Annotated in this window: 26 protein-coding genes; 13 read left to right on the top strand and 13 right to left on the bottom strand. The window is 68.5% G+C overall.

The window, feature by feature from the left end:
- The first annotated feature begins 20 nt into the window (after positions 1-20).
- Complete coding sequence (locus ACWEKR_RS09230) at positions 21-623, top strand: TetR/AcrR family transcriptional regulator (protein ID WP_452354042.1); 603 nt, start codon at positions 21-23, stop codon at positions 621-623.
- Between the two features lie 406 nt (positions 624-1,029).
- A complete protein-coding gene (locus tag ACWEKR_RS09225; RefSeq protein ID WP_452354041.1) occupies positions 1,030-2,580 on the top strand; it encodes a hypothetical protein in 1,551 nt (516 codons plus the stop codon).
- A gap of 82 nt (positions 2,581-2,662) precedes the next feature.
- On the opposite strand, the gene ACWEKR_RS09220 is transcribed toward ACWEKR_RS09225, so the two are convergent.
- Positions 2,663-2,800: a hypothetical protein gene (locus tag ACWEKR_RS09220; protein WP_452354040.1), complete on the bottom strand. Its 138-nt coding sequence runs from the start codon at positions 2,798-2,800 to the stop codon at positions 2,663-2,665.
- Between ACWEKR_RS09220 and ACWEKR_RS09215 the strand changes: the two genes are divergently transcribed.
- From ACWEKR_RS09215 to ACWEKR_RS09205, 3 genes are all read left to right on the top strand, one after another.
- Entirely contained in the window at positions 2,789-3,361 is a 573-nt protein-coding gene (locus tag ACWEKR_RS09215; RefSeq protein WP_452354039.1) for an SDR family oxidoreductase, read from the top strand. The genes ACWEKR_RS09220 and ACWEKR_RS09215 overlap by 12 nt on opposite strands.
- A 140-nt stretch (positions 3,362-3,501) precedes the next feature.
- Positions 3,502-4,107 (top strand): ClpP family protease, encoded by a 606-nt coding sequence (locus tag ACWEKR_RS09210; protein ID WP_159842514.1) that lies wholly within the window; start codon positions 3,502-3,504, stop codon positions 4,105-4,107.
- Positions 4,108-4,402: 295 nt separating this feature from the next.
- Positions 4,403-4,996 carry a ClpP family protease gene (locus tag ACWEKR_RS09205; protein WP_195084749.1) on the top strand — a complete coding sequence of 198 codons (594 nt, stop codon included), beginning with the start codon at positions 4,403-4,405 and terminating at the stop codon, positions 4,994-4,996.
- Here ACWEKR_RS09205 and ACWEKR_RS09200 read toward each other — a convergent pair.
- The gene (locus ACWEKR_RS09200; RefSeq protein WP_452354038.1) at positions 4,993-5,373 is read right to left on the bottom strand and encodes a helix-turn-helix domain-containing protein; all 381 of its coding nucleotides are present in this window, start codon (positions 5,371-5,373) and stop codon (positions 4,993-4,995) included. The genes ACWEKR_RS09205 and ACWEKR_RS09200 overlap by 4 nt on opposite strands.
- 128 nt (positions 5,374-5,501) lie before the next feature.
- On the opposite strand from ACWEKR_RS09200, the gene ilvD reads away from it, so the two are divergent.
- The 3 genes from ilvD (at position 5,502) to ACWEKR_RS09185 (ending at position 9,365) form a co-directional block, all read left to right on the top strand.
- The gene (gene ilvD, locus ACWEKR_RS09195) at positions 5,502-7,208 is read left to right on the top strand and encodes a dihydroxy-acid dehydratase (RefSeq protein ID WP_452354037.1); all 1,707 of its coding nucleotides are present in this window, start codon (positions 5,502-5,504) and stop codon (positions 7,206-7,208) included.
- 100 nt (positions 7,209-7,308) lie between these two features.
- Entirely contained in the window at positions 7,309-7,932 is a 624-nt protein-coding gene (locus ACWEKR_RS09190; protein ID WP_452354036.1) for a TetR/AcrR family transcriptional regulator, read from the top strand.
- The gene (locus ACWEKR_RS09185) at positions 7,929-9,365 is read left to right on the top strand and encodes a hypothetical protein (protein WP_452354035.1); all 1,437 of its coding nucleotides are present in this window, start codon (positions 7,929-7,931) and stop codon (positions 9,363-9,365) included. Before ACWEKR_RS09190 ends, ACWEKR_RS09185 begins: the two co-directional genes overlap by 4 nt.
- Positions 9,366-9,419: 54 nt before the next feature.
- Here the strand turns inward: ACWEKR_RS09185 and ACWEKR_RS09180 are convergent, their stop codons facing one another.
- The 4 genes from ACWEKR_RS09180 to ACWEKR_RS09165 all read right to left on the bottom strand — a co-directional run bounded on the left by ACWEKR_RS09180 (position 9,420) and on the right by ACWEKR_RS09165 (position 13,017).
- On the bottom strand, positions 9,420-10,139 hold the full coding sequence (locus ACWEKR_RS09180; protein WP_452354034.1) for an alpha/beta fold hydrolase: 720 nt from the start codon (positions 10,137-10,139) through the stop codon (positions 9,420-9,422).
- Positions 10,140-10,176: 37 nt separating this feature from the next.
- On the bottom strand, positions 10,177-11,142 hold the full coding sequence (locus ACWEKR_RS09175) for an alpha/beta hydrolase (protein WP_452354033.1): 966 nt from the start codon (positions 11,140-11,142) through the stop codon (positions 10,177-10,179).
- A 40-nt stretch (positions 11,143-11,182) separates the two neighbouring features.
- Positions 11,183-11,905 carry an alpha/beta fold hydrolase gene (locus ACWEKR_RS09170; RefSeq protein ID WP_452354032.1) on the bottom strand — a complete coding sequence of 241 codons (723 nt, stop codon included), beginning with the start codon at positions 11,903-11,905 and terminating at the stop codon, positions 11,183-11,185.
- Between the two features lie 104 nt (positions 11,906-12,009).
- On the bottom strand, positions 12,010-13,017 hold the full coding sequence (locus ACWEKR_RS09165) for a GlxA family transcriptional regulator (protein ID WP_452354031.1): 1,008 nt from the start codon (positions 13,015-13,017) through the stop codon (positions 12,010-12,012).
- A 77-nt stretch (positions 13,018-13,094) separates the two neighbouring features.
- Between ACWEKR_RS09165 and ACWEKR_RS09160 the strand changes: the two genes are divergently transcribed.
- Positions 13,095-13,706 carry a TetR/AcrR family transcriptional regulator gene (locus ACWEKR_RS09160; protein WP_452354030.1) on the top strand — a complete coding sequence of 204 codons (612 nt, stop codon included), beginning with the start codon at positions 13,095-13,097 and terminating at the stop codon, positions 13,704-13,706.
- A 130-nt stretch (positions 13,707-13,836) separates the two neighbouring features.
- Positions 13,837-14,736, top strand: coding sequence for an SDR family NAD(P)-dependent oxidoreductase (locus ACWEKR_RS09155; protein WP_452354029.1), 900 nt, complete (start codon positions 13,837-13,839; stop codon positions 14,734-14,736).
- A 27-nt stretch (positions 14,737-14,763) separates the two neighbouring features.
- On the opposite strand, the gene ACWEKR_RS09150 is transcribed toward ACWEKR_RS09155, so the two are convergent.
- From ACWEKR_RS09150 to ACWEKR_RS09140, 3 genes are all read right to left on the bottom strand, one after another.
- Complete coding sequence (locus ACWEKR_RS09150) at positions 14,764-15,186, bottom strand: hypothetical protein (RefSeq protein WP_195084765.1); 423 nt, start codon at positions 15,184-15,186, stop codon at positions 14,764-14,766.
- A gap of 58 nt (positions 15,187-15,244) precedes the next feature.
- Positions 15,245-16,201, bottom strand: a complete 957-nt coding sequence (locus ACWEKR_RS09145) for a serine/threonine-protein kinase (RefSeq protein WP_452354028.1) — start codon at positions 16,199-16,201, stop codon at positions 15,245-15,247.
- 167 nt (positions 16,202-16,368) lie between these two features.
- Positions 16,369-16,785: a hypothetical protein gene (locus tag ACWEKR_RS09140; protein WP_195084767.1), complete on the bottom strand. Its 417-nt coding sequence runs from the start codon at positions 16,783-16,785 to the stop codon at positions 16,369-16,371.
- A 149-nt stretch (positions 16,786-16,934) separates the two neighbouring features.
- On the opposite strand from ACWEKR_RS09140, the gene ACWEKR_RS09135 reads away from it, so the two are divergent.
- Complete coding sequence (locus tag ACWEKR_RS09135) at positions 16,935-17,126, top strand: DUF6011 domain-containing protein (protein ID WP_452354027.1); 192 nt, start codon at positions 16,935-16,937, stop codon at positions 17,124-17,126.
- Between the two features lie 19 nt (positions 17,127-17,145).
- On the opposite strand, the gene ACWEKR_RS09130 is transcribed toward ACWEKR_RS09135, so the two are convergent.
- From ACWEKR_RS09130 to ACWEKR_RS09120, 3 genes are read right to left on the bottom strand one after another with little or no spacing between them, the layout of a single operon-like run.
- On the bottom strand, positions 17,146-17,982 hold the full coding sequence (locus ACWEKR_RS09130) for a class I SAM-dependent methyltransferase (RefSeq protein WP_452354123.1): 837 nt from the start codon (positions 17,980-17,982) through the stop codon (positions 17,146-17,148).
- Between the two features lie 18 nt (positions 17,983-18,000).
- Entirely contained in the window at positions 18,001-18,342 is a 342-nt protein-coding gene (locus ACWEKR_RS09125; protein ID WP_452354026.1) for a VOC family protein, read from the bottom strand.
- The gene (locus tag ACWEKR_RS09120) at positions 18,339-18,509 is read right to left on the bottom strand and encodes a ribbon-helix-helix protein, CopG family (RefSeq protein WP_195084770.1); all 171 of its coding nucleotides are present in this window, start codon (positions 18,507-18,509) and stop codon (positions 18,339-18,341) included. The genes ACWEKR_RS09125 and ACWEKR_RS09120 overlap by 4 nt, the downstream gene beginning before the upstream one ends.
- Before the next feature lie 197 nt (positions 18,510-18,706).
- On the opposite strand from ACWEKR_RS09120, the gene ACWEKR_RS09115 reads away from it, so the two are divergent.
- Positions 18,707-20,005, top strand: a complete 1,299-nt coding sequence (locus tag ACWEKR_RS09115; protein WP_452354025.1) for an MFS transporter — start codon at positions 18,707-18,709, stop codon at positions 20,003-20,005.
- Here the strand turns inward: ACWEKR_RS09115 and ACWEKR_RS09110 are convergent.
- Complete coding sequence (locus tag ACWEKR_RS09110; protein WP_452354024.1) at positions 19,913-20,359, bottom strand: MarR family winged helix-turn-helix transcriptional regulator; 447 nt, start codon at positions 20,357-20,359, stop codon at positions 19,913-19,915. The genes ACWEKR_RS09115 and ACWEKR_RS09110 overlap by 93 nt on opposite strands.
- 127 nt (positions 20,360-20,486) lie before the next feature.
- Between ACWEKR_RS09110 and ACWEKR_RS09105 the strand changes: the two genes are divergently transcribed.
- Positions 20,487-20,990: an SPW repeat protein gene (locus ACWEKR_RS09105; protein ID WP_195084772.1), complete on the top strand. Its 504-nt coding sequence runs from the start codon at positions 20,487-20,489 to the stop codon at positions 20,988-20,990.
- Positions 20,991-21,140 lie beyond the last annotated feature (150 nt).

The raw sequence follows: 21,140 nt of genomic DNA, 5'->3' as shown, positions 1-21,140 counted from the left end.
TGCTCAATAGAGGAGGGCGGATGACCGAGGTTGCCGTGGCGGGTGGCCGCCGCTCGGCGGACGACCGGCGCAGACAACTCATCGGCATCGGTCTGGGCATGCTGATCGATCGCCCGTGGCACCAGATCACTATCGACGCGGTCGCGCAGGAGGCGGGCATCTCGCGCGGGTTGCTGTTCCACTACTTCCCGACCAAGCAGGACTACTACGCGCAGCTCGTCCACGCCGCGGCACAGCGATTCCTGCGCGCCACCGGTCCCGACCCGGACGCCGCGGACCCGCTCGCGTCGATGATCGCCAACTTCGTGGGCTACATGCGCAGGCGCAGTGGGCCACTGGTGAGCCTGCTCAGCGCGGCGGGGCAGGACCCGGTGCTCGAGTCGATCATGGAGCGGATGCACGACGAACTGACCGAGCGGGTGTTCGCCGCTCTGGGCCGGCCCGCGCGCTCGACCGCCGAGCGCTTGGTGGTGCGTTCGTGGTGGGCGCTGGCGGAGGACCTCACCGTGCAGTGGCTGTCCCGCGATGATGTCGACCAGGACGGGCTGGACCGGCTGCTGTTCGACATGTTGTCCCGGGTGCTCGACTCGGTGGACGCCGAGCGCGCGGCCGGTCACCGGTGAGCGGCGCCGCGGCGGAGAAACGTTCGCGAATCCGGCGCGGCGCGCCGCGATGATCGCGGCTCGGGGGTCGGTGCGGATCGGTGGGCGGCCCGGTGCCGCCGAGGGGCGAATCTCGACAGCACCGGCGTATCCGAACGCGCTGCGGGAGCGCACGCGCCGCCGCGAAGGGAGAGCGCGCCACTCCAGCATAGAGGGATCAATGGTCTGCCGCGCGGTAGGAAGGAAATGCCTGCGACTAGCGGGAAATCATCTCGCGGCGCGTGTGTCGTCCGCGGCGCGCCGAATAGTTTTGCGAGATGGCAAATGAACAGTTTCGCCAGTAGCGGTGGATCGACTATGAATGAGACGTGCCGTTGCCATTCGTGATCACTTGTCTGCCATCGACTCTCCCGTGCGGGGAGCGCTGATGGTCATCGAACATCCCATCGAGGACGAGGTTACACAGCTGGCGAGGCGGGTCGAGAAGGCCCGTGGACGGCTCGCCTACCAGTTCGATCCCGCGCTCACCGAGGCGCTGTCGGAGGACGAACTGTATGCCGAACGTGAGCTCGCCGAACGGATTCGCACCCAGGAGCGTGGACAGCGCTGGAAAGAGGCGCAGGCGGCCGCCGCGGCGTCCGACCGCGCCAGGCAGACCACCGAAGCGATCGAGAAGGCCGACATGCGAGACCTTTTGCTCGCCCGCAAGGCGATTGCCGCGCAACGACGCGAATCCAGTCCGCACGCGAAGCTGGCCTCGCTCTACCGGCATCGGTCCTGGTCGCTGCGCGCGCTGGCCGGCGTCGTCGCGGCGGGCATGTTGTGGTCGGCGGTCAACGTCCAGCACAATATCGCTCCCGGTGGCGCGACCGATCCGCTGTACTGGTTCAGCTACCTGCTCGAAGGCATGATCAGCGTCTGCTTGATCATCATCATGATCGGCACCAACAAGGTCGCCGAGTGGGGTGTGGTGGACAACCGCCGTCAGGTCGCGGCTGCCGAAATGGCCCTGCTGGCCTTGACCGTCAGCCTCAACACCTACCCCTATCTGCGTGCTGGCGCGTGGTACGACGCGGCCGTGCACGCCATCGCGCCGGTGATGATCGGCGTCGCGCTGCTCATCCACGACGCCGCGAGCGCCCGCTACGGCCTCGCCATCGCCAGGGCCACCGAGCAGGTTCGCGATCTGCCCGACCCGGCCGAGCAGATCCGGCTCACGCTGCCCAGGTACCGGATGCCCACCGCGCCCGAGGCGCCGGGCATCCCGCACGAGCACGTGCACCCCGAACCGCAACCCGTCGTGGCCGCGCCCCCGGTGGAGGTCGTCGAGCAGGAGGCCGTCGAGGTCGTCGAAACCGACGGCGCGCCGGAGACTTCCGAAAAGCAGCCCGTGGCCGTGGCGCAGGCCGAGACCCAGTGGGCGCCGGTCGAGGCACCGCGGAAGCCGGTGCTGCCCGAGTCGATCGAGGATCTCGACGCGATGGACGTCTTCGGCACGTCGGCGCGGGTCGAAGACACCGCCGTCAACGGAAGTGCGCCGTCGGCCAACGGGAAGAAGCTCGTCGCGAGCGAACCCGCATCGGGTGCGGCCGCCGGCTCCGAGGACCGTCCGGCCGCGCGGGTGCCCGTCGACGAACCGGCCGCGGCGAAGGTGGTCGTCCGGCAGACGCCCCCGGCCAAGCCCCGCGCCACGGCAGCCGACACCGAGGCCGCGACGGCGGAGATCCCGGTGGCCACGCGCCGCCCGCCGGTCGAAGCCAAGAGCGACAGCCCGACGCCGGAGCCCAAGAACGGCAAGGACACCCCCAAGCCCGATATCGCGCAGCCGCCGACGGCCCGCACGCCGGACATCTACGACACCGGTTCGTTCCGGGTCGCCGACATCCTCGAGCAGGAACTCGCCGAGCTGCAGGCCGAACGCCGCCGCGCCCGCACCAGCAGGCAGCGTTCCGCTTCGACCGCGGGCCGCGAGTCCTAGCCCCCGTTCCGGCGACGATGCCCGTCAGCGCACCCTGCGCCGACGGGCATCGTCGTTCCACGGGCCGGATCCTCCGGCGCCCTCAGGCTTTCGGCTCGGACGGCGGCGCGGTTGCGGCCCATTCCGCCCAGTCGGCGAGCGCGTCGTAGAGCCGCACCGCGGCTTCGACCGTGATGCGCATCAGCGTCCGCTGGAACTGGTTTCCGACGTGGAACTGCACCGGCAGTTCGACATCAATGTCTATGGCCCGCACCGAGTCCTGGCGGCCGCACTGCCGCTGTTACGCGCGGGCCACGGCCGGGTGATCAACATCAGCGCGGCCAGCGCACGCACCGCGATGCCATACCTGGGTCCCATCTCGGCGAGCAAGGCCGCCCTCGAATCGCTATCCCAGGCGGCCCGGATCGAGCTGGCGCCCTGGGGTATTCCGGTCTCGGTCGTCGAGCCCGGTGCGGTCGAGACGACGATCTTCGCCAAGGCGGATGCGACTGCGCGTGAAGCGCTGGCGCTGGCCGACCTGGATCGTGTTGCGCTCTACCGCGATCAGCTGGCGGCCGTCGGCGATGCGCTGGCCAAGCAGAAGACGGGCTCCACGCACAGTGTGGTCCGCGCGATCGTCCGCGCTGCCGAAGCCCGCAGACCCAAGGAGTGCTACGTCGCCAGTGCGGACGCCCGCATGCTCCGGTTGCTCGCCCATCTGCCCTTCCGCCTGCGCGATCGTGTGCTCGCCGGTGCGCTGGGGCTGTCCCGGGTCCCGCTGGCGGCCGGAGCGGCGCGATGAGCCGGATCGTGTTCGCCGCTGCCACATCAGGGCTGGGGCGGCAAGCGGCGCACCGGATGTCCGTCAGCGGCTGCTGAGAGCGGATCTGCCCAGGGCAGCGCGGAGCCGGTTCGGTGCCGCTGGTGCGGCACCGTGGAGCCATGGCTCACGATGACAAGACCCCGATGTTCAGCTGGCGGGCGCGCGAGCAACTGCTCAGCCGTCGCATCGTCGTGCTCGACGGCGCGCTCGACGACGACAACGGCACGCTGCTGATGACCCAGTTGCTCACGCTCGCCGCCGAGGATCCCGAGGCGGGTATCTCGCTGTGGATCCATTCGCCGGGCGGATCGGTTCCCTCCATGCTCGCCATCCGCGATGTGATGCGGCTGGTGCCGTGCGAGGTCTCCACACTCGCGCTCGGATTGGCCTGCAGTGCGGGGCAATTCCTCTTGTCGTCGGGGAGCAAGGGCAAGCGTTTCGCATTGCCGCACGCACGGGTGCTGATGCATCAGGGATCGGCGGGCATCGGCGGCACCGCCGTGGACGTCGAGGTCCAGGCCGACGATCTGCGCTACACCGTCGACACGGTGCTCGGAATCATCGCCGAGGACACCGGCCAGCCCTTCGACCGGATCTACGAGGATTCGCTGCACGACCGCTGGTTCACCGCGGCGCAGGCCAAGGAGTACGGCTTCGTCGACCACATCGTCGACTCGTTCGGGCAGATCGTCCCCCAACGCCAGCGAATCGGGATCTCGGCATGAGCGGTCAGGCCCGGAGGCGGCAGCGGAGCGTGACCACGGAGGGCCCCGCTCATGCCGGAATCGGATACAGCATGAGCGGTCAGGCCCGGAGGCGGCAGCGGAGCGTGACCACGCAGGGCCCCGCTCCTGCCGAAATCGGATACGGCATGAGCGGTCAGGCCCGGAGGCGGCAGCGGAGCGTGACCACGCAGGGCCCCGCTCCTGCCGGAATCGGATACAGCATGAGCGGTCAGGCCCGGAGGCGGCAGCGCAGCGTGACCACGCAGGGCCCCGCTCATGCCGGAAAGGACGGAGCATGAGTACCTACACCATTCCCAATGTGATCGCGCAGCATCCGCGCGGCGGCGAGCGGATCACCGACATCTACTCCCACCTGCTCGCCGAGCGCATCGTCTACCTCGGCACGCCGATCGACTCGGGCGTCGCCAACGCGCTCATCGCGCAGCTGCTGCACCTGGAGTCGGAAAGTCCGGAGCAGGAGATCAACCTCTACATCAACTGTGAGGGCGGCGATCTGTCGTCCATGCTCGCCGTGTACGACACCATGCAGCACATTCGGTCGCCTGTGCAGACCACCTGCGTCGGGCAGGCGATCGCGGTGGGCGCGGTGCTGCTGGCGGGCGGCGAGCCCGGTCGCCGCGCGATGCTCCCGCACGCCAGGGTGGTGCTGCATCAGCCCGCCGCCCGCGGGCAGGGCACGATTCCCGATCTGATCCTGCAGGCCGACGAACTGGTACGCATGCGCGCGGAGATCGAGTCGATCTTGTCGAAGCACACCGGGCAAACGGTGGAGCGGCTACGCCGCGACACCGACCGCGACCGGGTCTTCACCGCGTCGGCAGCGGTCGAGTACGGCCTCGTCGACCAGGTCCTGGGGCGGCGCGACTAAGCCGCCAGAGCCATCAGCGTGGGCCCGGTAGCGGAACGCGGCGCAGGCCGTCGCAACAGCGCCATCCGGCGCCGGGCCCGCAGCTGGTCGGCCACCTGTCCGGTGAGCTCGCCCAGTGTGGTGCCGAGGGAGCCGGCCAGGGCGGCGATCATCTCGCTCGACGGCTCTTTGCGTCCCCGTTCCACCTCCGACAGATACTGCGGGGAAATGCCCGCCCGGCGAGCGGTTTCGACCAGCGTCTCGCTGCGGTCCTGCCGCAGTGTGCGCAACTGTTCACCGAGCACCTCGCGCCACAGGGGTTCCGGCGGTGTGCGCGGGTCCTGCTGCCGGTCGTCGCGTCCACCGGGAATCGAGTGCAGTCTCGGGTGCTCGCTCATGAGCAGAGCGTACGGTTCCGGATGGCTGGTCTGCCCGGCATTACGCTCTGGGCGTACGAGCGCGGCGGTAGGCGTGGATTCGGCGTGGTCGCCGCGGTGATCGGGGCGGACCGAGCATGATGGGAATCATGCCCGAGAATTCGAAGGTTCCCGATCTCAAGCCGCGCAGCCGCGACGTCACCGACGGCCTGGAGAAGACCGCCGCGCGCGGGATGCTGCGCGCGGTCGGCATGGGCGACGCGGACTGGGAGAAGCCGCAGATCGGCGTCGCCTCCTCGTGGAACGAGATCACTCCCTGCAATCTGTCCCTGGACCGGCTCGCTCAGGGCTGTAAGGACGGCGTCTTCTCCGGCGGCGGCTTTCCCATGCAGTTCGGCACCATCTCGGTGTCCGACGGCATCTCCATGGGCCATGAGGGGATGCACTTCTCCTTGGTCTCGCGGGAGGTGATCGCCGACAGCGTCGAGACGGTGATGCAGGCCGAGCGGCTCGACGGCTCGGTGCTGCTGGCCGGATGCGACAAGTCGCTGCCCGGGATGCTGATGGCCGCGGCCCGGCTGAATCTGGCGAGTGTGTTCCTGTACGCGGGGTCGATCCTGCCCGGGATCGCCAAGCTCTCCGACGGCAGCGAGCGCGAGGTGACGATCATCGACGCCTTCGAAGCGGTCGGCGCCTGCGCCCGGGGGCTGATGAGCCGCGAGGACGTCGCCGCCATCGAGCGGGCGATCTGCCCGGGCGAAGGGGCGTGCGGTGGCATGTACACCGCCAACACCATGGCCAGTGCGGCGGAGGCGCTGGGCATGTCGCTGCCCGGCAGCGCGGCCCCGCCCGCGACCGACCGCCGCCGGGACGGTTACGCCCGCCGCAGCGGCGAGGCCGTGATCGAGTTGCTCCGGCAGGGGATCACTCCTTCCGACATCCTCACCAAACCAGCGTTCGAGAACGCGATCGCGGTGGTCATGGCGTTCGGCGGTTCCACCAACGCCGTGCTGCATCTGCTGGCCATCGCGCACGAGGCGAACGTCGATCTCTCGCTGGACGATTTCGCGCGCATCGGCCGCCGCGTTCCGCACCTTGCCGACGTCAAACCCTTCGGCAAGCATGTGATGACCGATGTGGACCGGATCGGCGGCGTGCCGGTCATGATGAAGGCACTGCTCGATGCCGGGCTGTTGCACGGCGACTGCCTGACCGTGACGGGACGGACGGTGGCGGAGAACCTGGCCGACATCACCCCGCCGGACCCCGACGGCAAGGTGATCCGCGCGATGGCCGCACCGATCCATCCGACCGGTGGCATCACGATCCTGTCCGGCTCGCTCGCCCCGGACGGCGCCGTCGTCAAGTCGGCGGGCTTCGACTCCGACGTGTTCAGCGGCACGGCACGGGTTTTCGACCGGGAACGCGCGGCGATGGACGCGCTCGAGGACGGCACGATCGCGGCGGGCGACGTGGTCGTCATCCGGTACGAGGGACCGAAAGGCGGTCCCGGGATGCGCGAGATGCTCGCCATCACCGCGGCGATCAAGGGCGCGGGCCTGGGCAAGGACGTTTTGCTGCTCACCGACGGACGGTTCTCCGGCGGCACCACCGGCCTGTGTGTCGGACACGTCGCCCCCGAGGCCGTGGACGGCGGACCGATCGCTTTCGTGCGCGACGGCGACCCCATCCGGCTCGACGTCGCCGCGGGCACCCTCGACCTGCTGGTCGACGCCGACGAACTCGCGCGCCGCCGGGAAGGCTGGGCACCCCTGCCGCCTCGCTACACCCGCGGCGTCCTGGCCAAGTACACGAAACTGGTCGGCTCGGCCTCGATCGGTGCCGTCTGCGGCTGACGGCGTGCGACTGTGCGGTCGCAACCGCACAACCAGGGCATTAAGCTACATAATTGTAGCTACAGTTGACTAGCTACCGTGCCGTATCTATATTTGCGTTGTGAACGCAAGAAAGCCTGTTGAGAAGGGGCGCCGCACCCAGCGCGAGTTACGTGCCGACTGTCATGCGGCCGTCATCGCCGAGGCCGCCGAGGCGGGGGTGGCGAAGTTGGCGATGGAGGGAGTCGCGCGTCGCGCGGGTGTGGCCAAGACCTCGCTCTACCGGCATTGGCCGACAGTCGAGGACTTGCTGATCGAGGCCCTGGCGCAGGCGTATCCGGTCGAAGTTCCGACTCCCGCGGGCGGCAACCTGCGCGGCGACCTGCTGCGCGCGCTGGAGCAGTTGACGGAGTGGCTGTCCGCTCCGACCGGAGCAGCCGCGGCTGCCGTCCTCGCGGAACGGCAGCGACGGCCCGATCTGGTCGAGGCGCTCTATCACAATGTCTTCGACCTTCGTGGCGGCCGATTCACCCGGACGGTGCTCGACCATTACGCGTCATTGGGTCAGATCGACTCCGCGCTGATCACACCGATCGTGAGCGACATCGGCGAGGCGCTGGTGATCAAGCATCAGATCGACACCGGACGATGGCCCGACGAGCGCGTCCGGGCAGCCATCGTCGATCAAGCTCTCTTGCCCGCACTCGGATTCCCGCCTCCACAAGAGAAGAGCACAACGAAATGACAAGCGCACCCGAGAATCCGGTCCACATCGACTGGACCGCCACCACCGGCACCTCGCGCACCACACTGACAACGCACGTGTGGACCGCGCCGCCGCTGCGCCGGAATTCGCCGATACACGACAAAGCCTTCGCCGCGCTGCGCGCGCTCGACGCCGACCTCGTTCGGTTCCTGCCGTGGTATTCCCACCCGCGCATTTCCGTCGCCGAGCTGACTCCGCCCACCGCGACCGAGACATACTGGGATTTCCAGCTGCTCGATCCCCTGGTCGAGGACTTCATGGACGCCGCGGAAGGCCGGCCGGTGGTCGCGAATTTCGCGACCATTCCGGCCTGGATGTTCCGCACCGACGAGCCGGTGGCCGTAGCGGAGAACCCCGACGAAATCCATTGGGACTACGAGCAGGGCTCCGAATTCCGCGACTCCAGCTTCACCGAGGTGGCGGACTACTTCTACCGTGTCGCCAGCTGGTACATCGCGGGTGGGTTCACCGATGAACTGGGGCGTCGCCACGAGTCGGGGCACCATTACCGCTTCGCCTATTGGGAAGTCCTGTGCGAGCCGGACCTGGGGCACCGGATCGGACCAGCGGCATACACGAGGCTCTACGACGCGATCGTGGAACGTCTCCGTCCGCTGGATCCCGACATGAAGTTCGTCGGATTGTCGCTGAGCCATATCCACCGAAACCCCGAGTATTACTGGACTTTCCTGGATCCGGCCAGTCATCGTCCCGGTGTCCCGGTCGACGCCTTCTCGTACCACTTCTACGCCCAGCCGGACATCGTCAATCCGTTCGGCCCGGAGGGTAACGCGCCGGCCGCGCACTGGCGCGATATCTTCTTCGCGCGGGCGGATGGATTTTTGGAGCAGGCACGGTTCGTCGAGGGCATCCGACGTCGGCTCGCGCCGGACGCCGCGACGTTCGTCAACGAGATCGGCACCTTCCCGGCCGATCTGATGAACCCGAACCCGGATATTCCGGATGAGTACTGGGCACTCAGCGCCGCGATCCAGTCCTACCTGTGGGCCGAGCTGGTCGCGCTCGGGGTCGACCTGGTCGGCATCGCCGAGTTCATGGACTATCCCGGCATGATCCCCGGCACTTCGCTGATCGACTGGGAGACCGGCGCCCCGAACCTGCGTTACGAGGCGCTGGCCTTATTGCTGCGGCACTTCGGGCCCGGTGATCGACTGGCCGTGGCCGGCACGGTCTACCCCGATCCACGCATCCACGCACGAGCTTTCGTCACCGTGTCCGGCCGGCGAAAGCTCCTGCTGATCAACAAGTTCGCCGCGCCCCTTACGGTCACCCTCTCCGCATCCGTGCCGATTGCTGTCGAGCAAGTGGGATCCGAGGGTTTGCGAGCCGCACCGCTGAGCGAGCCTGTGCTACCGCTCGACGGCTTCGCCACCGCTGTCGTCGATTTCTGACGCAGAGGACCGGTTGTGGGCCGCGCGGCAGAATCGCCGCGCGGCCGCTCGGATCTATTTCGCGGCGGCTCGAGCGATCAGCTCGGTCACCACATCCGGCGCGGACACCGAGACCGCGTGCGAGGCCGCGACCTCGACGACATCGGCGCCCGCCCGCTGCGCCATGAACCGCTGCGCTTCCACCGGAATGTTCTTGTCCTCGCTGGTGAGCAGCGCGAACGACCGGATGTTCCGCCACGCGGTGGCGGTCGCGGGCTGTTGCAGGGCGTCGAGGGCGACCGGCCGCTGGGTCGCGGCCATCAGCTCGCCGGTGGCGGCGGGCACGTCGGCGGCGAACTGCCGGTGGAATTCGTCCTGGCGGATGTAGAGCTCGGTACCGGTGCCTCCGCCCGGAAGCGGGTAGGCCGCGGCCCGGGTAGTCGGCCCGAGCGTCGATCCGGGGAACTTGTCGGTCAATTGCAATGCGCTCTCGCCTTCGTCGGGAATGAAAGCGGCGATGTAGACGAGCGCTTCGACATTGCTCTTCCCGGCGGCGGCAACCGTGATGACGCTCCCGCCGTAGGAATGGCCGACCAGAACGCACGGCCCTTCCACGCTGTCGAGGACCGAGGCCACATAGGCGGCGTCACTGTCGAGGCCGCGCAGCGGATTGGCGGCCGCGATCACGGAGTGCCCTTGTGCGCGCAACCGTTCGACGACCCCGTTCCAGCTGGAGGAGTCGGCGAAGGCGCCGTGGACAAGCACGATGGTCGGACTGGTGGGCTCGGTGCTCACGAGGGTGATTCCTCCGAATCGGATCGTCGGGTACGGATCAGGCGGGGTACAGAGCGGATCGCAACGTCGCGACGGCCTGCGCCACCGCCGCCTTGGCGGCATGGGTGTCGTGCAGCGAGTTGACCATCACGAAGTCGTGCACGATCCCGCCGTAGCGCACCTGGGTGACCGGCACGCCCGCGGCGCGCAACTTGCCCGCGAAGGCTTCGCCCTCGTCGCGCAGCACATCGGCCTCGGCGGTGATCACCAGCGCGGGCGGCAGCCCGGCCAATTGCTCGGTGGTCGCGCGCAGCGGGGACGCCGTGATCTGCGCGCGCTCGTCCGCGCTGGTGGTGTACTGATCCCAGAACCACTTCATGCCCTCGCGGGTGAGGAAGTACCCCTCGGCGAACTGCTGGTAGGAGCCGGTGTCGAAGTTGGCGTCGGTCACCGGGTAGAACAGCACCTGCTGGACGAAGGAGACGTCGCCGCGTTCCTTGGCCATCAGGGTCAGCGCGATGGCCATGTTGCCCCCGACCGAGTCGCCCGCGATCGCGATGCGGGAGGGGTCGAGGCCCTTCTCGGCGCCGTGGGTGGTGACCCATTGGGCGACGCGGTAGGACTGCTCGTTGGCCACCGGGTAGCGCACGTCCGGGGACCGGTCGTATTCGGGGAACACGACGGCCGCGTTCGTGCCGACCGCGAGATCGCGCACCAGACGGTCGTGGGTGTGCGCGTCGCCGAACACCCATCCCGCGCCGTGGGTGTAGACGATCACCGGCAGTGTCCCGGTAGCGCCCTGGGGCTTGACGATCCGAACCCGCACCGAGCCGGTCGGCCCGCCCTCGACGGTGATCCACTCCTCGTCGATCGCGGGCTTGAAGATCGGCGAGTCCTGCACGCCGTCGACCGCTTTGCGGCCCTCTTCGGGCGGGAGTTGGTAGAGGAACGGCGGTTGTGAGGTCGCGTCGACGAACTCCTGCGCCGCCGGTTCGAGCGAGATGCCCAGCGGATTTCCTGACATGATCGTGCCTCTCTGATGGGGGTGTGGGAACTGCGATGGCTCAGGCAGACGCGGCGATCGCGTCGGTGATGACGGCCGCGACTTCGCCGGGGTGGGTCTGCATGACCAGGTGTGGCCCGTCGATCTCCACGACCGCGCGGAATCCGGCTCGCCGGTAGCCGAATCGTTCGACCTCCGGGTTGATGGTGCGGTCGGCGCTGGACACGATGCCCCAGGCCGGTTTGGTCTTCCACGCGGCCGCCGAGGCGGGCTCGTTGAACGCGATCGCCGACAGCGGGCGCTGCGAGACCGCGAGCACCGCGGCCTTTGCCGGGTCGAGGCCCGCGGCGAAAACCTCGGGGAAAGCGCCGATCTCGACCGAGACATCCGTGCCCGGCTCGGCACCATCGATCGGGTACGGCGCGTAGACGAGGTTGGCCGCCAGGTCGGAATCCGGGAACCCGCCCTGCAACCGGCCGAGACTCTCGCCCTCCTCGAGGGCGTAGCCGGACACGTAGACCAAGCCCACGACATTGTCGGCGACGCCGGCGACGGTGATGACGGCCCCGCCGTAGGAGTGCCCGGCAAGCAGCACGGGGCCGTCGATCTGCTCGACGAACGACCTGATGTAGGCCGCGTCCGCCGCGAGGCTGCGATTGAACACCGGAGGAACCAGGACGCGACGGCCTTGGGCGAGCAGCCGTTCGGTGACCGGGGACCAGCTCGAGGCGTCGGCGAAAGCGCCGTGCACCAGGACGATGGTCGGACTTTCCGGGGCGGGCATAGCGTTCCTTTCTCCAGCGCTCGACGAGTGGCGCTGTGACCGACCCAAGTCTCGGCCGGACACCCCTCCGCGCGCCCCTCCGCACGGGCCACAAATGCCTCCGATCAGGACACGGCCTGCGCCATCATCGGCTCCGCCCGCGCGGTCGACCGGAAGCGCTGCTGATATTTGCTCGGGGAGACGCCCAGACGCGCGACGAACGCGCGGCGCAACGCCTCGCTGGTGCCGTATCCCGCGGCCATCGCGGCCTCCGTCACGCTGTACCCGGCGTGCAGCATGTCCCGCGCCGTGCCGAAACGGATGAACGCGACGTACTCCGCGGGGGAGCGTTCGAGTTCCGCCCGGAACAGCCGGGTCAGATGCCGGACGCTGACCCGCGCGTGGGCGGCCAGGGTGTGCACGGTGTGCGGGTGGGCCGGGTCCGCGCAGATCAAGTCCACGACTCGGCGGACAAGCGGGCTGCGCGGCACCGGTCCGCTCAGTGACGCGGAGAACTGGGATTGCCCGCCCGCGCGCTGCATGTAGACCACCAGCGCCTGCGCCCCGTTCCGCGCGATGTCGGCGCCGTGGTCCTCTTCGACGAGGGCTAGTGCGAGATCGACGCCGGCGGCGACCCCGGCCGAGCTGAAGAGGTTGCCGTCCCGCACGAAGATGGCGTCCGGGTCCACCTCGATGGACGGGTAGCGCCGGGCCAGCTCGGTCGCGAATTTCCAGTGCGTGCTCGCGCGTCTGCCGTCGAACAGGCCCAGCTCGGCCAGCACGAACGCGCCACTGCAGATGGATGCCAACCGCCGCGTGTTGCAGGCCAGGTGCCGCGCGGCCGCAAGCACCGCAGGCGTCACGAACTTGCCGGGCGGCAGCTCGCTGCCCGGGATCACCACCGTGTCGAAACGGCCCGCGTCGGCGGCCGCGCAGCTCACCTCGACCCGCGCGCCGATCGAGGTCTGTGCGTCCTTGCCGTCGGCCGAGACCAGGACCACCTCGTACCCCGCCACCGATTGATTCGCCTCGACGAACACCTCCGCGGGCCCGACGAAGTCGAGCATCTTCACGCCGTCGAAGACCAGGATGCCTACCCGTTTGCCGGGCGAGGCGGCGAAGTTGTGGGACATGTCAACAGTATTGTGGAGGCGCGCCTCCAGAACAAGTGATGTGCCGGACCTCGCACACCGATTGGTACGGTGAGGGCATGGGACGGCCGCGACAGTTCGATGAATCGAGCCTGCTCGACGCCGCGACCGAGCTGTTCTGGTCGAAGGGTTTCGACAGCACGTCGGTGGAAGACGTCTCGCAGGCGACCGGTGTGGGCAACGGAAGCATCTACGCCGCCTACGGCAGCAAGCGCGGCCTGTTCCTGGCGGCGTTCGAACGCTATTGCGAGCGCCGTGCGCGTCTGGTCCGCGAGGCCATCGGCTCGGCGGGCGGTTCCGCGCGCTCCGCGGTGCGCGCGCTGTACCAGGCGATCATCGAGGACTGTGCCGCGCAGCCGGATCGGCGCGGGTGTCTGATGATCAACAGCATCGCCCAGCTCGCCACCCGTATCCCCGAAGTCGCCACCATCGGGACCCGGACCACCACGGACATGGAGCACGGCGTCGCCGACCGGCTGCGACCCGCCATGCACGACGCCGGAACCGGCGACGAAGCCATGCTCTCGGCCGTCAGCGCCAATGTCGTGATGGTCGCCCAGGGCCTGATCCAATTGAGCCGCCTGGGTTTTTCCTCGCAGCGCCTGCACGAGATCGCCGACGTGTCGAGTGCGGCACTGCCGCAGGCATGGGCCGACCAGCCGGTCCGCTGACCGGCTTCAGGGCAGACCGTCATCCGACGCGCACGCCGGTATGGACCGTGCGAACGTCGCATGCCTGCCGACAGCCAGGGCGACGACCATCGAAGACGACCGATCGGGCCCACACAGTGCAGGAGGTCCCATGCCGTCGACCATCGTGATGACGGGGGCGAGCCGCGGAATCGGCCGCGTCGCCGCGCAGCGCATCCTCCGCGCGTCGCCGCAGGCGCATCTCGTCGTCGCCGCTCGTGGCTCCACCGGCGCACGACTGGCCGCCGAACTGGGCGCGGGCGGGCGCTCGGTGTCGCACGTCGAGGTGGACCTCGGCGCACCGGACAGCGTGCGGTCGGCCGCGGCCGAGATCCGCGGCAGGCTCGACCGGGACGAAGCCAATCTCGACGGCGCGTTGTCGTTCGTCGACCGGCTCCGCGGTGACGAACCGTCCGCGCTGCCACCGGCCACCACGACAACGCCTCGGGTGCTCGCGATCGGACCGTCGCCGACGAGTACGCCGCGGCCGACGCCGACCACGTCGTCGGCCGCGGCGACCTCTACGTCCACCGTCCGGCCGTCCCCGTCGGCGACGTCGGCCGCCTTGGCTCCTTCCAGTGACGGGTGGTACGACCTGGTGGAGTATCAATCGGTCAGCTGGGCGAACGGATTCGACCCGGTCGATCCCATTCGGATCGGCGCGGTGTCCTTTCCGAGCAGCATCGTTGGGTACTACCCGTCGAGCGCTTCCGACCCGATGAACCGGGCCACGTGGACGATCGGCGGGCAGTGCGACCGGTTCTCGGTCTGGATCGGCAAGGATTCGGATTCACCCTCGTCCGCCGGGGTCGGACGATTCGTGGTGCGGGTCGACGACCAGGACGCGTTCACCGCCGAGAAGTCGATGTCCGATCCGGCCGAGGAAGTGAATCTCGACATCTCGGGGAAGATCCGCCTGACCCTGTTCGACGCTCGGCGCTCGCAGGACGCGAAGAACGCGTGGGGTCGTCCTCGGGTTCATTGCTCCGCACCGCCCGGACGGAAACGTTAGTTTCGTCCGGGTGTGTCGCCACCGTTCTCAGAGGTAGGGGAAGCAGTCGATATCGCGGTGCGTGAAGCAGGGCTGCTCGACCGGTCGCAGCCAGCGGGCCGGGACGCGGAGTGGTTCGACCTCGGGCAGGCGCACCGGCCGGTCCTCACCGTCGAACAAGGTCCCGCGTACTCGGAACACGCCGACCGGCAAACCGAGATCCTGGGCTTGTTCGGGGGTCAGCACGACGGCGATGCGCGAGTTGGCGGTGATCCGCAAGCCTTCGACGGTGATCGGATCGCTGGTCTGATCGATACCGGTGACGGTGAGCCGGAACCGGCCGCCGCGCAGCCAGGACCACGCCCAAGTGAGGGAACCCGGCTGGTCGCAGTCGGGGTACCGACTGCGTGGCAGGCGCTGCGGGACCAGCACCATATAGGTGCACCCGACCTCGATATCGCGGGTCCGCATACCTTTCAGCGTGACCGCGGCACCGGCTCCTCGCAAGGAAACCGGCAAATCATGCGCGCTACCTCGGGGTGGAGCCGAAGGTCACTTTGCCGCGGATCCGTCCGAGGGCGGAGTTCCGCAGGTGCGATCGGGCCGTCTTCCATCGGGTCAGCACGGGAGCGAGCGGACGGGGGTCGACGCCGTCGAGAGCCTCGGTGAGCAGGCGGATGGGCTCGGCGCACGAGTCGTAGCGCGCACCGGGTTCCTTGGCGAGCGACCGATGCAGGATCACGTCGACCTCGGGCGGGATCCAGCGGTGACGGGCGGCCAGCCGAGGGGGCGATTCGTGCAGCTGCGCCTCGGCGGTGGCCATGAGGTTCGCCCGGGAGAACGGCGTGTGGCCGGTGAGCAACTCGACGGCCGAACAGGCCAGCGCGTACTGGTCGGTCGCCGGGGAAACTGTGTCCGCTCGCAGCAGTTCCGGCGCGGCGTAGGGCACCGATACGACGACGAACCCGTGGCTGGCCAACGGCGGCTCGGGCCGGTGCAGCCATCGGGCCGAATCGAAATCGGAGATCTTCACCGTCGCCGGTTCGTCTGTTCCGACCAGGACGTTCGCCGGTTTCACGTCGAGATGGACCACTCCGTTGGCGTGCGCGAAGTCCAACCCCGCCGCGACGTGGGTCAGCACGTGGAGCACCTGCCGCAGGTCCGGGCGCCGACGCGGCGCCGGCACCAATGTCGACACCGTCGCGCCGGCCACGTACTCGTGGGCCGACCACAACCTGCCGTCGGTTTCACCGTGCGTGTACATCCGCACGATGTCGGGGTGCCGCAACGCCGACAAGATGTCGAACTCGTGCACGAATCGAGCGCGCGCCTCGGGCGACCGGCTGTCCTCCGGTCCCAGAATCTTCAGTGACACCGGTCGCGACCATTCCGGGTCTTCGGCCAGGTACACCTCGCTGCTTCCCCCGTGTCCCAGCCGGTCTCGCACGACGAATCCCGCAAACTGGTCACCTGGTTCGAGCGGCACCGCCCCACCATAGTGCGCCGACCTCGGCCGTACGCCGCGGTTCGCCCTCGTTGTGCCCAACGGCACTGCGTCGCAGGCAGGCGGATGACGCCCGCTCTTGGAGGACGGGCCGCCCGCCGGCCTGACGGTCGTGACACGTCAGGCCGGCGGGCGGAGTCGTTCGAGCGTCAGACGAGGGTGACCTTCAAGGTGTAGCCGGCCGCCCCGCCGTCGGCGGAGGAGACGACGATCTGGTAGTCCATGCCGTCGGCGACGAGGTCGGCGTGCGGAACCTCGTTCGCGACCTGCGGCCCGATCAGCGGGGCCACCGACACGCGGGCGTTGCCGCTCACGTCGAAGCTCAGGTGCTGCCCCGGCGCCGTGGCGATGGAGTAGCTGTCGGACTTGCCCTGCGCGACGTTGCCGGTGGCTTCGGTGCTGTTCTGGCCGGGAGCGATCTGCAGGCGTTGCACCACGCCGGGAACACCGGGAACGCCGGGTGCGGCCTGGGCCGTCGAGACTCCTCCGGCCGCGGTGAAGCTGACGACGGCGAGCACCGCGGGCACGGTACCCACCAACGAACGAAACAGTCGAGATGCGGTCATGGACATCATCTTTCCTCAGCACGCCCGCGAGAACGCATGCGGATGCGAAAAATCGGTGGCCGGGTCCGCTGCTCGCGTCGTCTTCGCCGAATTCTGTCGGTGCCCCATGCCACACTGACGACGTAGTCGCCTGGCCGGAGGAGAACGAATTGGCCGCCATTGATGACCGCCCCGTGGTGAGACTGGTCGCGCACTGCCGTCGTTGTCACGGTTGGTTGCTGTCCCCGCAATCGGTCGCCGAGGGGATCGGACCGACGTGCGCGATTCGGGAGCGCGCGCAGCAGCGCGCCGAATCCGCACGGGGCCCGCAGGAACTGACGCTGTTCGACGTCGCGGCATGAACTGAGATCAGCCCGGAGATCATGTGGTCGCGACGATGATCTGCTCTGATTCCGCCGGTCGCAGGCCATCGGTGCGGTCGGCGAAGTAGCGGGCGGTCAGCTCGGCCGAAGAGATGTGCCGGGCGTCGGCGAACCCGGCGTCTCGGGCCAGCCGCACCATCTCGCCGGGACGGAAGAAGCTGAGGAACGGGGTTCCGGAGCGGCGGGCGCCTTCTTCGGCGAACCGGCGCATGCGCTGTTCGCCGGGATCGACGAGTTCGAGCGGCAGCAGGAATGTGGTGGCCAGGGTGGAACCCGGCGCGAGTGCCGACAGTTGCCGCAGCGTCGCGGTGTTCGCCTCGCGGGTCAGGTACATCGAGACACCGGCGGAGGCGACCAACGCCGGGCGAGTGGGGTCGAAACCGGCTTCGATCAGCCGCTGCCACCATGCGTCCACCTCGAAGTCGACCGGCACCAACCGCAGCCAGGGCGGTAGGTCGAAGCCGAGTTCGCTGAGCCGCTGACGTTTCCATGCCTGCGGGCCGGGCTGGTCGACCTCGAAGACGGTGAATCGTGCGGCGAGGTCGGGCCTGCGTTGCGCGAAGGTGTCCAGTCCCGCGCCGAGTACGACGTACTGATCCACGCCGCGCTCGGCCTGCTCGGCGAGGAGATCCTCGAGAAACCGTGCGCGGCAGACTATTGCGGCGCGCATCGGTGCGGTGTTGCGCGGTTCCATGTCCGGGCGCTCCCGCCAGCCGTCCTCGGGAGCGGCCAGGCGCAGGCCGACGCGATCGTCGAATACGTGCGGGGGCGCGTCGTCCAGGACGTGTATCGCGCGCCACAGCGCTACCCGTACCGCGGTGTTGTCCGGGGCAATGGTCTCATGTGCCACTGCTTACTCCTTGCCCGGTGCCTGCAGGCTCCACGACCGTCCGTCCGGGTCTCGGACGGTCATCTCCTGGGTCCCGTAGTGGGTCGGCTCGAAGCCGGTGACGATGTCGACGCCCTCGCCCGGACGTTCCTCGGAGCTCGCCACCTTCAGCACCAGCTGGGTGCGGGCGGGCTGCGTCGCGGGGACCTCGGCGACGAACACGGAGGGGCCGTCGCCGTTGCGGAACTGGCCGGAGTGGTGGTCGGTCTCGAATTCGACCGTGAATCCCAACCCCTGCAGGAACTTTGCCATCCGGCCCCAATTGTGGGTCTCCAGGAACACGGCCTCGATGCCCTCGGTGGTCATTGTCGATCCTCTCCTGACGGCGCGTTCGATCGGTCGTCCAGGTAGGCGCGCAGCGCGGCGGTCACCAGCGCCGACAACGACATCTCCGACTCGATCGCGCGCAATTTGACCTGCTTGATCAGTTCGATCGGCAGGTAGACGTTGAACTGCTTGACTTCCTCGCCCACCGGGCAATGCTAGCAAGCTAGCATGCTAGCCACCAGAGCTCGCTGGAGTTATTCGGGAACGTACGGGTAACGGGGGTCTCCCTTCACAACTTCTAGTTGTTGACTTCAGGCGATCGGTTGTTGGTGTCGATGCCCACCGATCGGCTTCAATCTCCTGATCACACAACATGGTTCAGGGCTGGAAGCGGGTATCGGGTATGGGCGGTGACAACCTCGGAAGGTCGTGCGGATGGTTGTGGGCGGCCTACGCCGTCAGCGCCTACGGGACCGGGCTCGGGTTCGGGGCGTTCACGGTCGTCGCCATCACGGCGCTGAACGCCGGCTCGGCGGAGGTGGCGGTGCTGTCGTCCGCCGGGTCGGCGATCGGGGCGCTGCTGGCGGTTCCGCTCGGGCCGTGGATGGAGCCCCGCGCCAAGCGGCCGGTCCTGATCGCCATGGACGTCGTCCGGTTCGCGGCGCTGGCGTCCATACCGCTGGCCTACTGGCTGGGCGTGCTGACCTTCGCGCAACTTCTGCTGATCGCCATCGTCACCGCGGCGGCGAAGATCGCGTTCACGGCCGCCAGCGGCGCCTACCTGAAAACCGTCGTCCCTGCCGACCGGCTTCTCCTGGCCACCAGCCGATTCGAGTCCACCACCTGGTCGGCCACCGTCGTCGGACCGCCCGTGGGCGGCGCCGCCATCGGGCTGCTGGGGCCGGTGGCCACCGTTGCCGTGGATGCGGCGAGCTACCTGTTTTCGGCGCTGGCTTTGACCGTCATCCGAGAGCGGGAGCGGCCACCGAGCCCGCGGACGACCCGGACGCGCCGGTGGGGCGACATCGTCGAAGGATGGCGCTACATCCTGACCCACCACACGCTACGGCGACTCTTCTTCAACACCGTGCTGGTCAACGGACTGATCATGGCCGCGGAGCCGCTGCTGTCGGTGCTGATGCTCGCCGAACTGCGGTTCCCGGTCTGGGCGTACGGGCTGGCGTTCGCCGTTCCCTGTATCGGCGGCCTCGTCGGGTCACGACTCGCCCACCGGGTCGTTTCCCGCTTCGGCGAGCAAGCGGTGCTGCGCGTCTTCGGCGCACTTCGAGCCTGCTGGCCCCTCGGTCTCGCGTTCATTCAGCCGGGCGTGACCGGTCTCGTGATCGTGATGGTGACCGAATTCGGGCTGATCGTCTGCGTGAGCCTTTTCAATTCCGTCTTCGCCGCCTATCGGTTGCGCAACACCGATGCCGACCGCCACGCCCGGGTGCTCGCCGCCTGGTCGATCACCAGCAGCATCGGCATCGCCGTACTCACCCTCTCGTGGGGTCTGCTGGCCCACCTCACCGGCCTCCGTGCGGCGATTGCCCTGGCCGGGCTTTTGCTCCTGGCCACACCGCTTCTGCTGCCACGGCCTGCCGGACCGTCCTCATCCGGCTTGCGGGAGGGCGGCGAAATCGTCCAGCGCACTGATGAGGGGGGTGAGTCTCCGCAGCTCTTCCAGATGCGTGGCGCCGAGTAGGGCCAGCGTCTCCTTGCCCGCCTCGGTGAGCGTGAGATGGACGACGCGGCGGTCGTTGCCCTGCCCCCGCGTGCGGGCGACAAGGCCGAGTTGCTCGGTGCGATCGATCAGTTGCACCACGCTGTGGTGGCGGGCGCACAGATATCCGGCGATCTCTCCGACGCTGGGCCCGTCCGGATCCGCGTGCCCTCGGATCGCGAGCAGTAGCTGATGCTGCGTGTCGGTGAGCCCGACTTCGGCTGCCCGGCGTTCACTCCAGCGCAGGAGCTGCCGAAGCCCGCTCCGGAACGCCAGCAGCCTCGCGTACTCCTGGTCGGTGAGGTGGGCAGGCGAGGGCATCGACCCTTCCATCATGGAGTGATAGTATCACGGCATGACATATGAGTGAGTGGCGACTACCCGGGCCGCGTTCCGCGACCTAGCACAGGCCGTCCGGCTCGAGAGCCTCGATTCGCCACTACGTCCAAAGGTGGTGGAGAACATGAGTAGTGAAACCATGATGAGTCGGCATCCCGACATCGTGGAGTTGCGGGAGAAGTACGAGCGCGCTTCGGAAGCGCCGGACGCGCAGGCGGTCACCGGACTGCTGTTCTTGACCGGGCTGTATATCGCGATCTCCCCGTGGGTTGTCGGATTCAACGGGTTCTCGACCTTGACCGTCAACAACCTCGTCTGCGGTATCGCTCTGGCGATGCTGGCCCTCGGATTCGCCTCGGTGTACGGGCGGACGCACGGCATCGTCTGGGCCGCACCACTGATCGGCCTCTGGACGATCGTGTCCCCGTGGGTGGTCAGCGGTAACGTCGACACCACATCGACGATCTGGAACAACGTCGTCACCGGCGCGCTCGCGCTGCTGCTCGGCCTCGGCTCGATGGTCCTCGGGATGAGCCGCACCGGACGACTCACCGGCGAAGCGCCCGGCGTAGAGGACACTCGAATCCGGCGGCCGTCCGGACTGGGGCCGGAGACTACTACCCGGTGAAACGAGTCGTATCGGCATCGGCCGGGCGTGGCGTCGCGCCGATCGCCCGGCCGCCGACGAAGCCGTAGCCGGTCGCAGCGTGCGCGAGCGCGGTGACCGGCACGGCGAACAAGACCGCCCGTAATGAAAGTTCTTCTTCGGGACGCCGTC

The organism is Nocardia sp. NPDC004573, assembly GCF_053602135.1.
Note: the sequence above shows the minus strand (reverse complement) of the source record. Positions and strands in the feature narration are given on the sequence as shown.

Bases quoted from the DNA above. Each gene is read 5' to 3' on its own strand.
- ACWEKR_RS09230 (WP_452354042.1), top strand. From the start codon at position 21: ATGACCGAGGTTGCCGTGGCGGGTGGCCGCCGCTCGGCGGACGACCGG.
- ACWEKR_RS09225 (WP_452354041.1), top strand. From the start codon at position 1,030: ATGGTCATCGAACATCCCATCGAGGACGAGGTTACACAGCTGGCGAGG.
- ACWEKR_RS09210 (WP_159842514.1), top strand. From the start codon at position 3,502: ATGGCTCACGATGACAAGACCCCGATGTTCAGCTGGCGGGCGCGCGAG.
- ACWEKR_RS09205 (WP_195084749.1), top strand. From the start codon at position 4,403: ATGAGTACCTACACCATTCCCAATGTGATCGCGCAGCATCCGCGCGGC.
- ACWEKR_RS09200 (WP_452354038.1), bottom strand. From the start codon at position 5,373: ATGAGCGAGCACCCGAGACTGCACTCGATTCCCGGTGGACGCGACGAC.
- ilvD (WP_452354037.1), top strand. From the start codon at position 5,502: ATGCCCGAGAATTCGAAGGTTCCCGATCTCAAGCCGCGCAGCCGCGAC.
- ACWEKR_RS09185 (WP_452354035.1), top strand. From the start codon at position 7,929: ATGACAAGCGCACCCGAGAATCCGGTCCACATCGACTGGACCGCCACC.
- ACWEKR_RS09175 (WP_452354033.1), bottom strand. From the start codon at position 11,142: ATGTCAGGAAATCCGCTGGGCATCTCGCTCGAACCGGCGGCGCAGGAG.
- ACWEKR_RS09170 (WP_452354032.1), bottom strand. From the start codon at position 11,905: ATGCCCGCCCCGGAAAGTCCGACCATCGTCCTGGTGCACGGCGCTTTC.
- ACWEKR_RS09165 (WP_452354031.1), bottom strand. From the start codon at position 13,017: ATGTCCCACAACTTCGCCGCCTCGCCCGGCAAACGGGTAGGCATCCTG.
- ACWEKR_RS09160 (WP_452354030.1), top strand. From the start codon at position 13,095: ATGGGACGGCCGCGACAGTTCGATGAATCGAGCCTGCTCGACGCCGCG.
- ACWEKR_RS09155 (WP_452354029.1), top strand. From the start codon at position 13,837: ATGCCGTCGACCATCGTGATGACGGGGGCGAGCCGCGGAATCGGCCGC.
- ACWEKR_RS09150 (WP_195084765.1), bottom strand. From the start codon at position 15,186: ATGCGGACCCGCGATATCGAGGTCGGGTGCACCTATATGGTGCTGGTC.
- ACWEKR_RS09140 (WP_195084767.1), bottom strand. From the start codon at position 16,785: ATGACCGCATCTCGACTGTTTCGTTCGTTGGTGGGTACCGTGCCCGCG.
- ACWEKR_RS09125 (WP_452354026.1), bottom strand. From the start codon at position 18,342: ATGACCACCGAGGGCATCGAGGCCGTGTTCCTGGAGACCCACAATTGG.
- ACWEKR_RS09115 (WP_452354025.1), top strand. From the start codon at position 18,707: ATGGGCGGTGACAACCTCGGAAGGTCGTGCGGATGGTTGTGGGCGGCC.
- ACWEKR_RS09110 (WP_452354024.1), bottom strand. From the start codon at position 20,359: ATGATGGAAGGGTCGATGCCCTCGCCTGCCCACCTCACCGACCAGGAG.
- ACWEKR_RS09105 (WP_195084772.1), top strand. From the start codon at position 20,487: ATGAGTAGTGAAACCATGATGAGTCGGCATCCCGACATCGTGGAGTTG.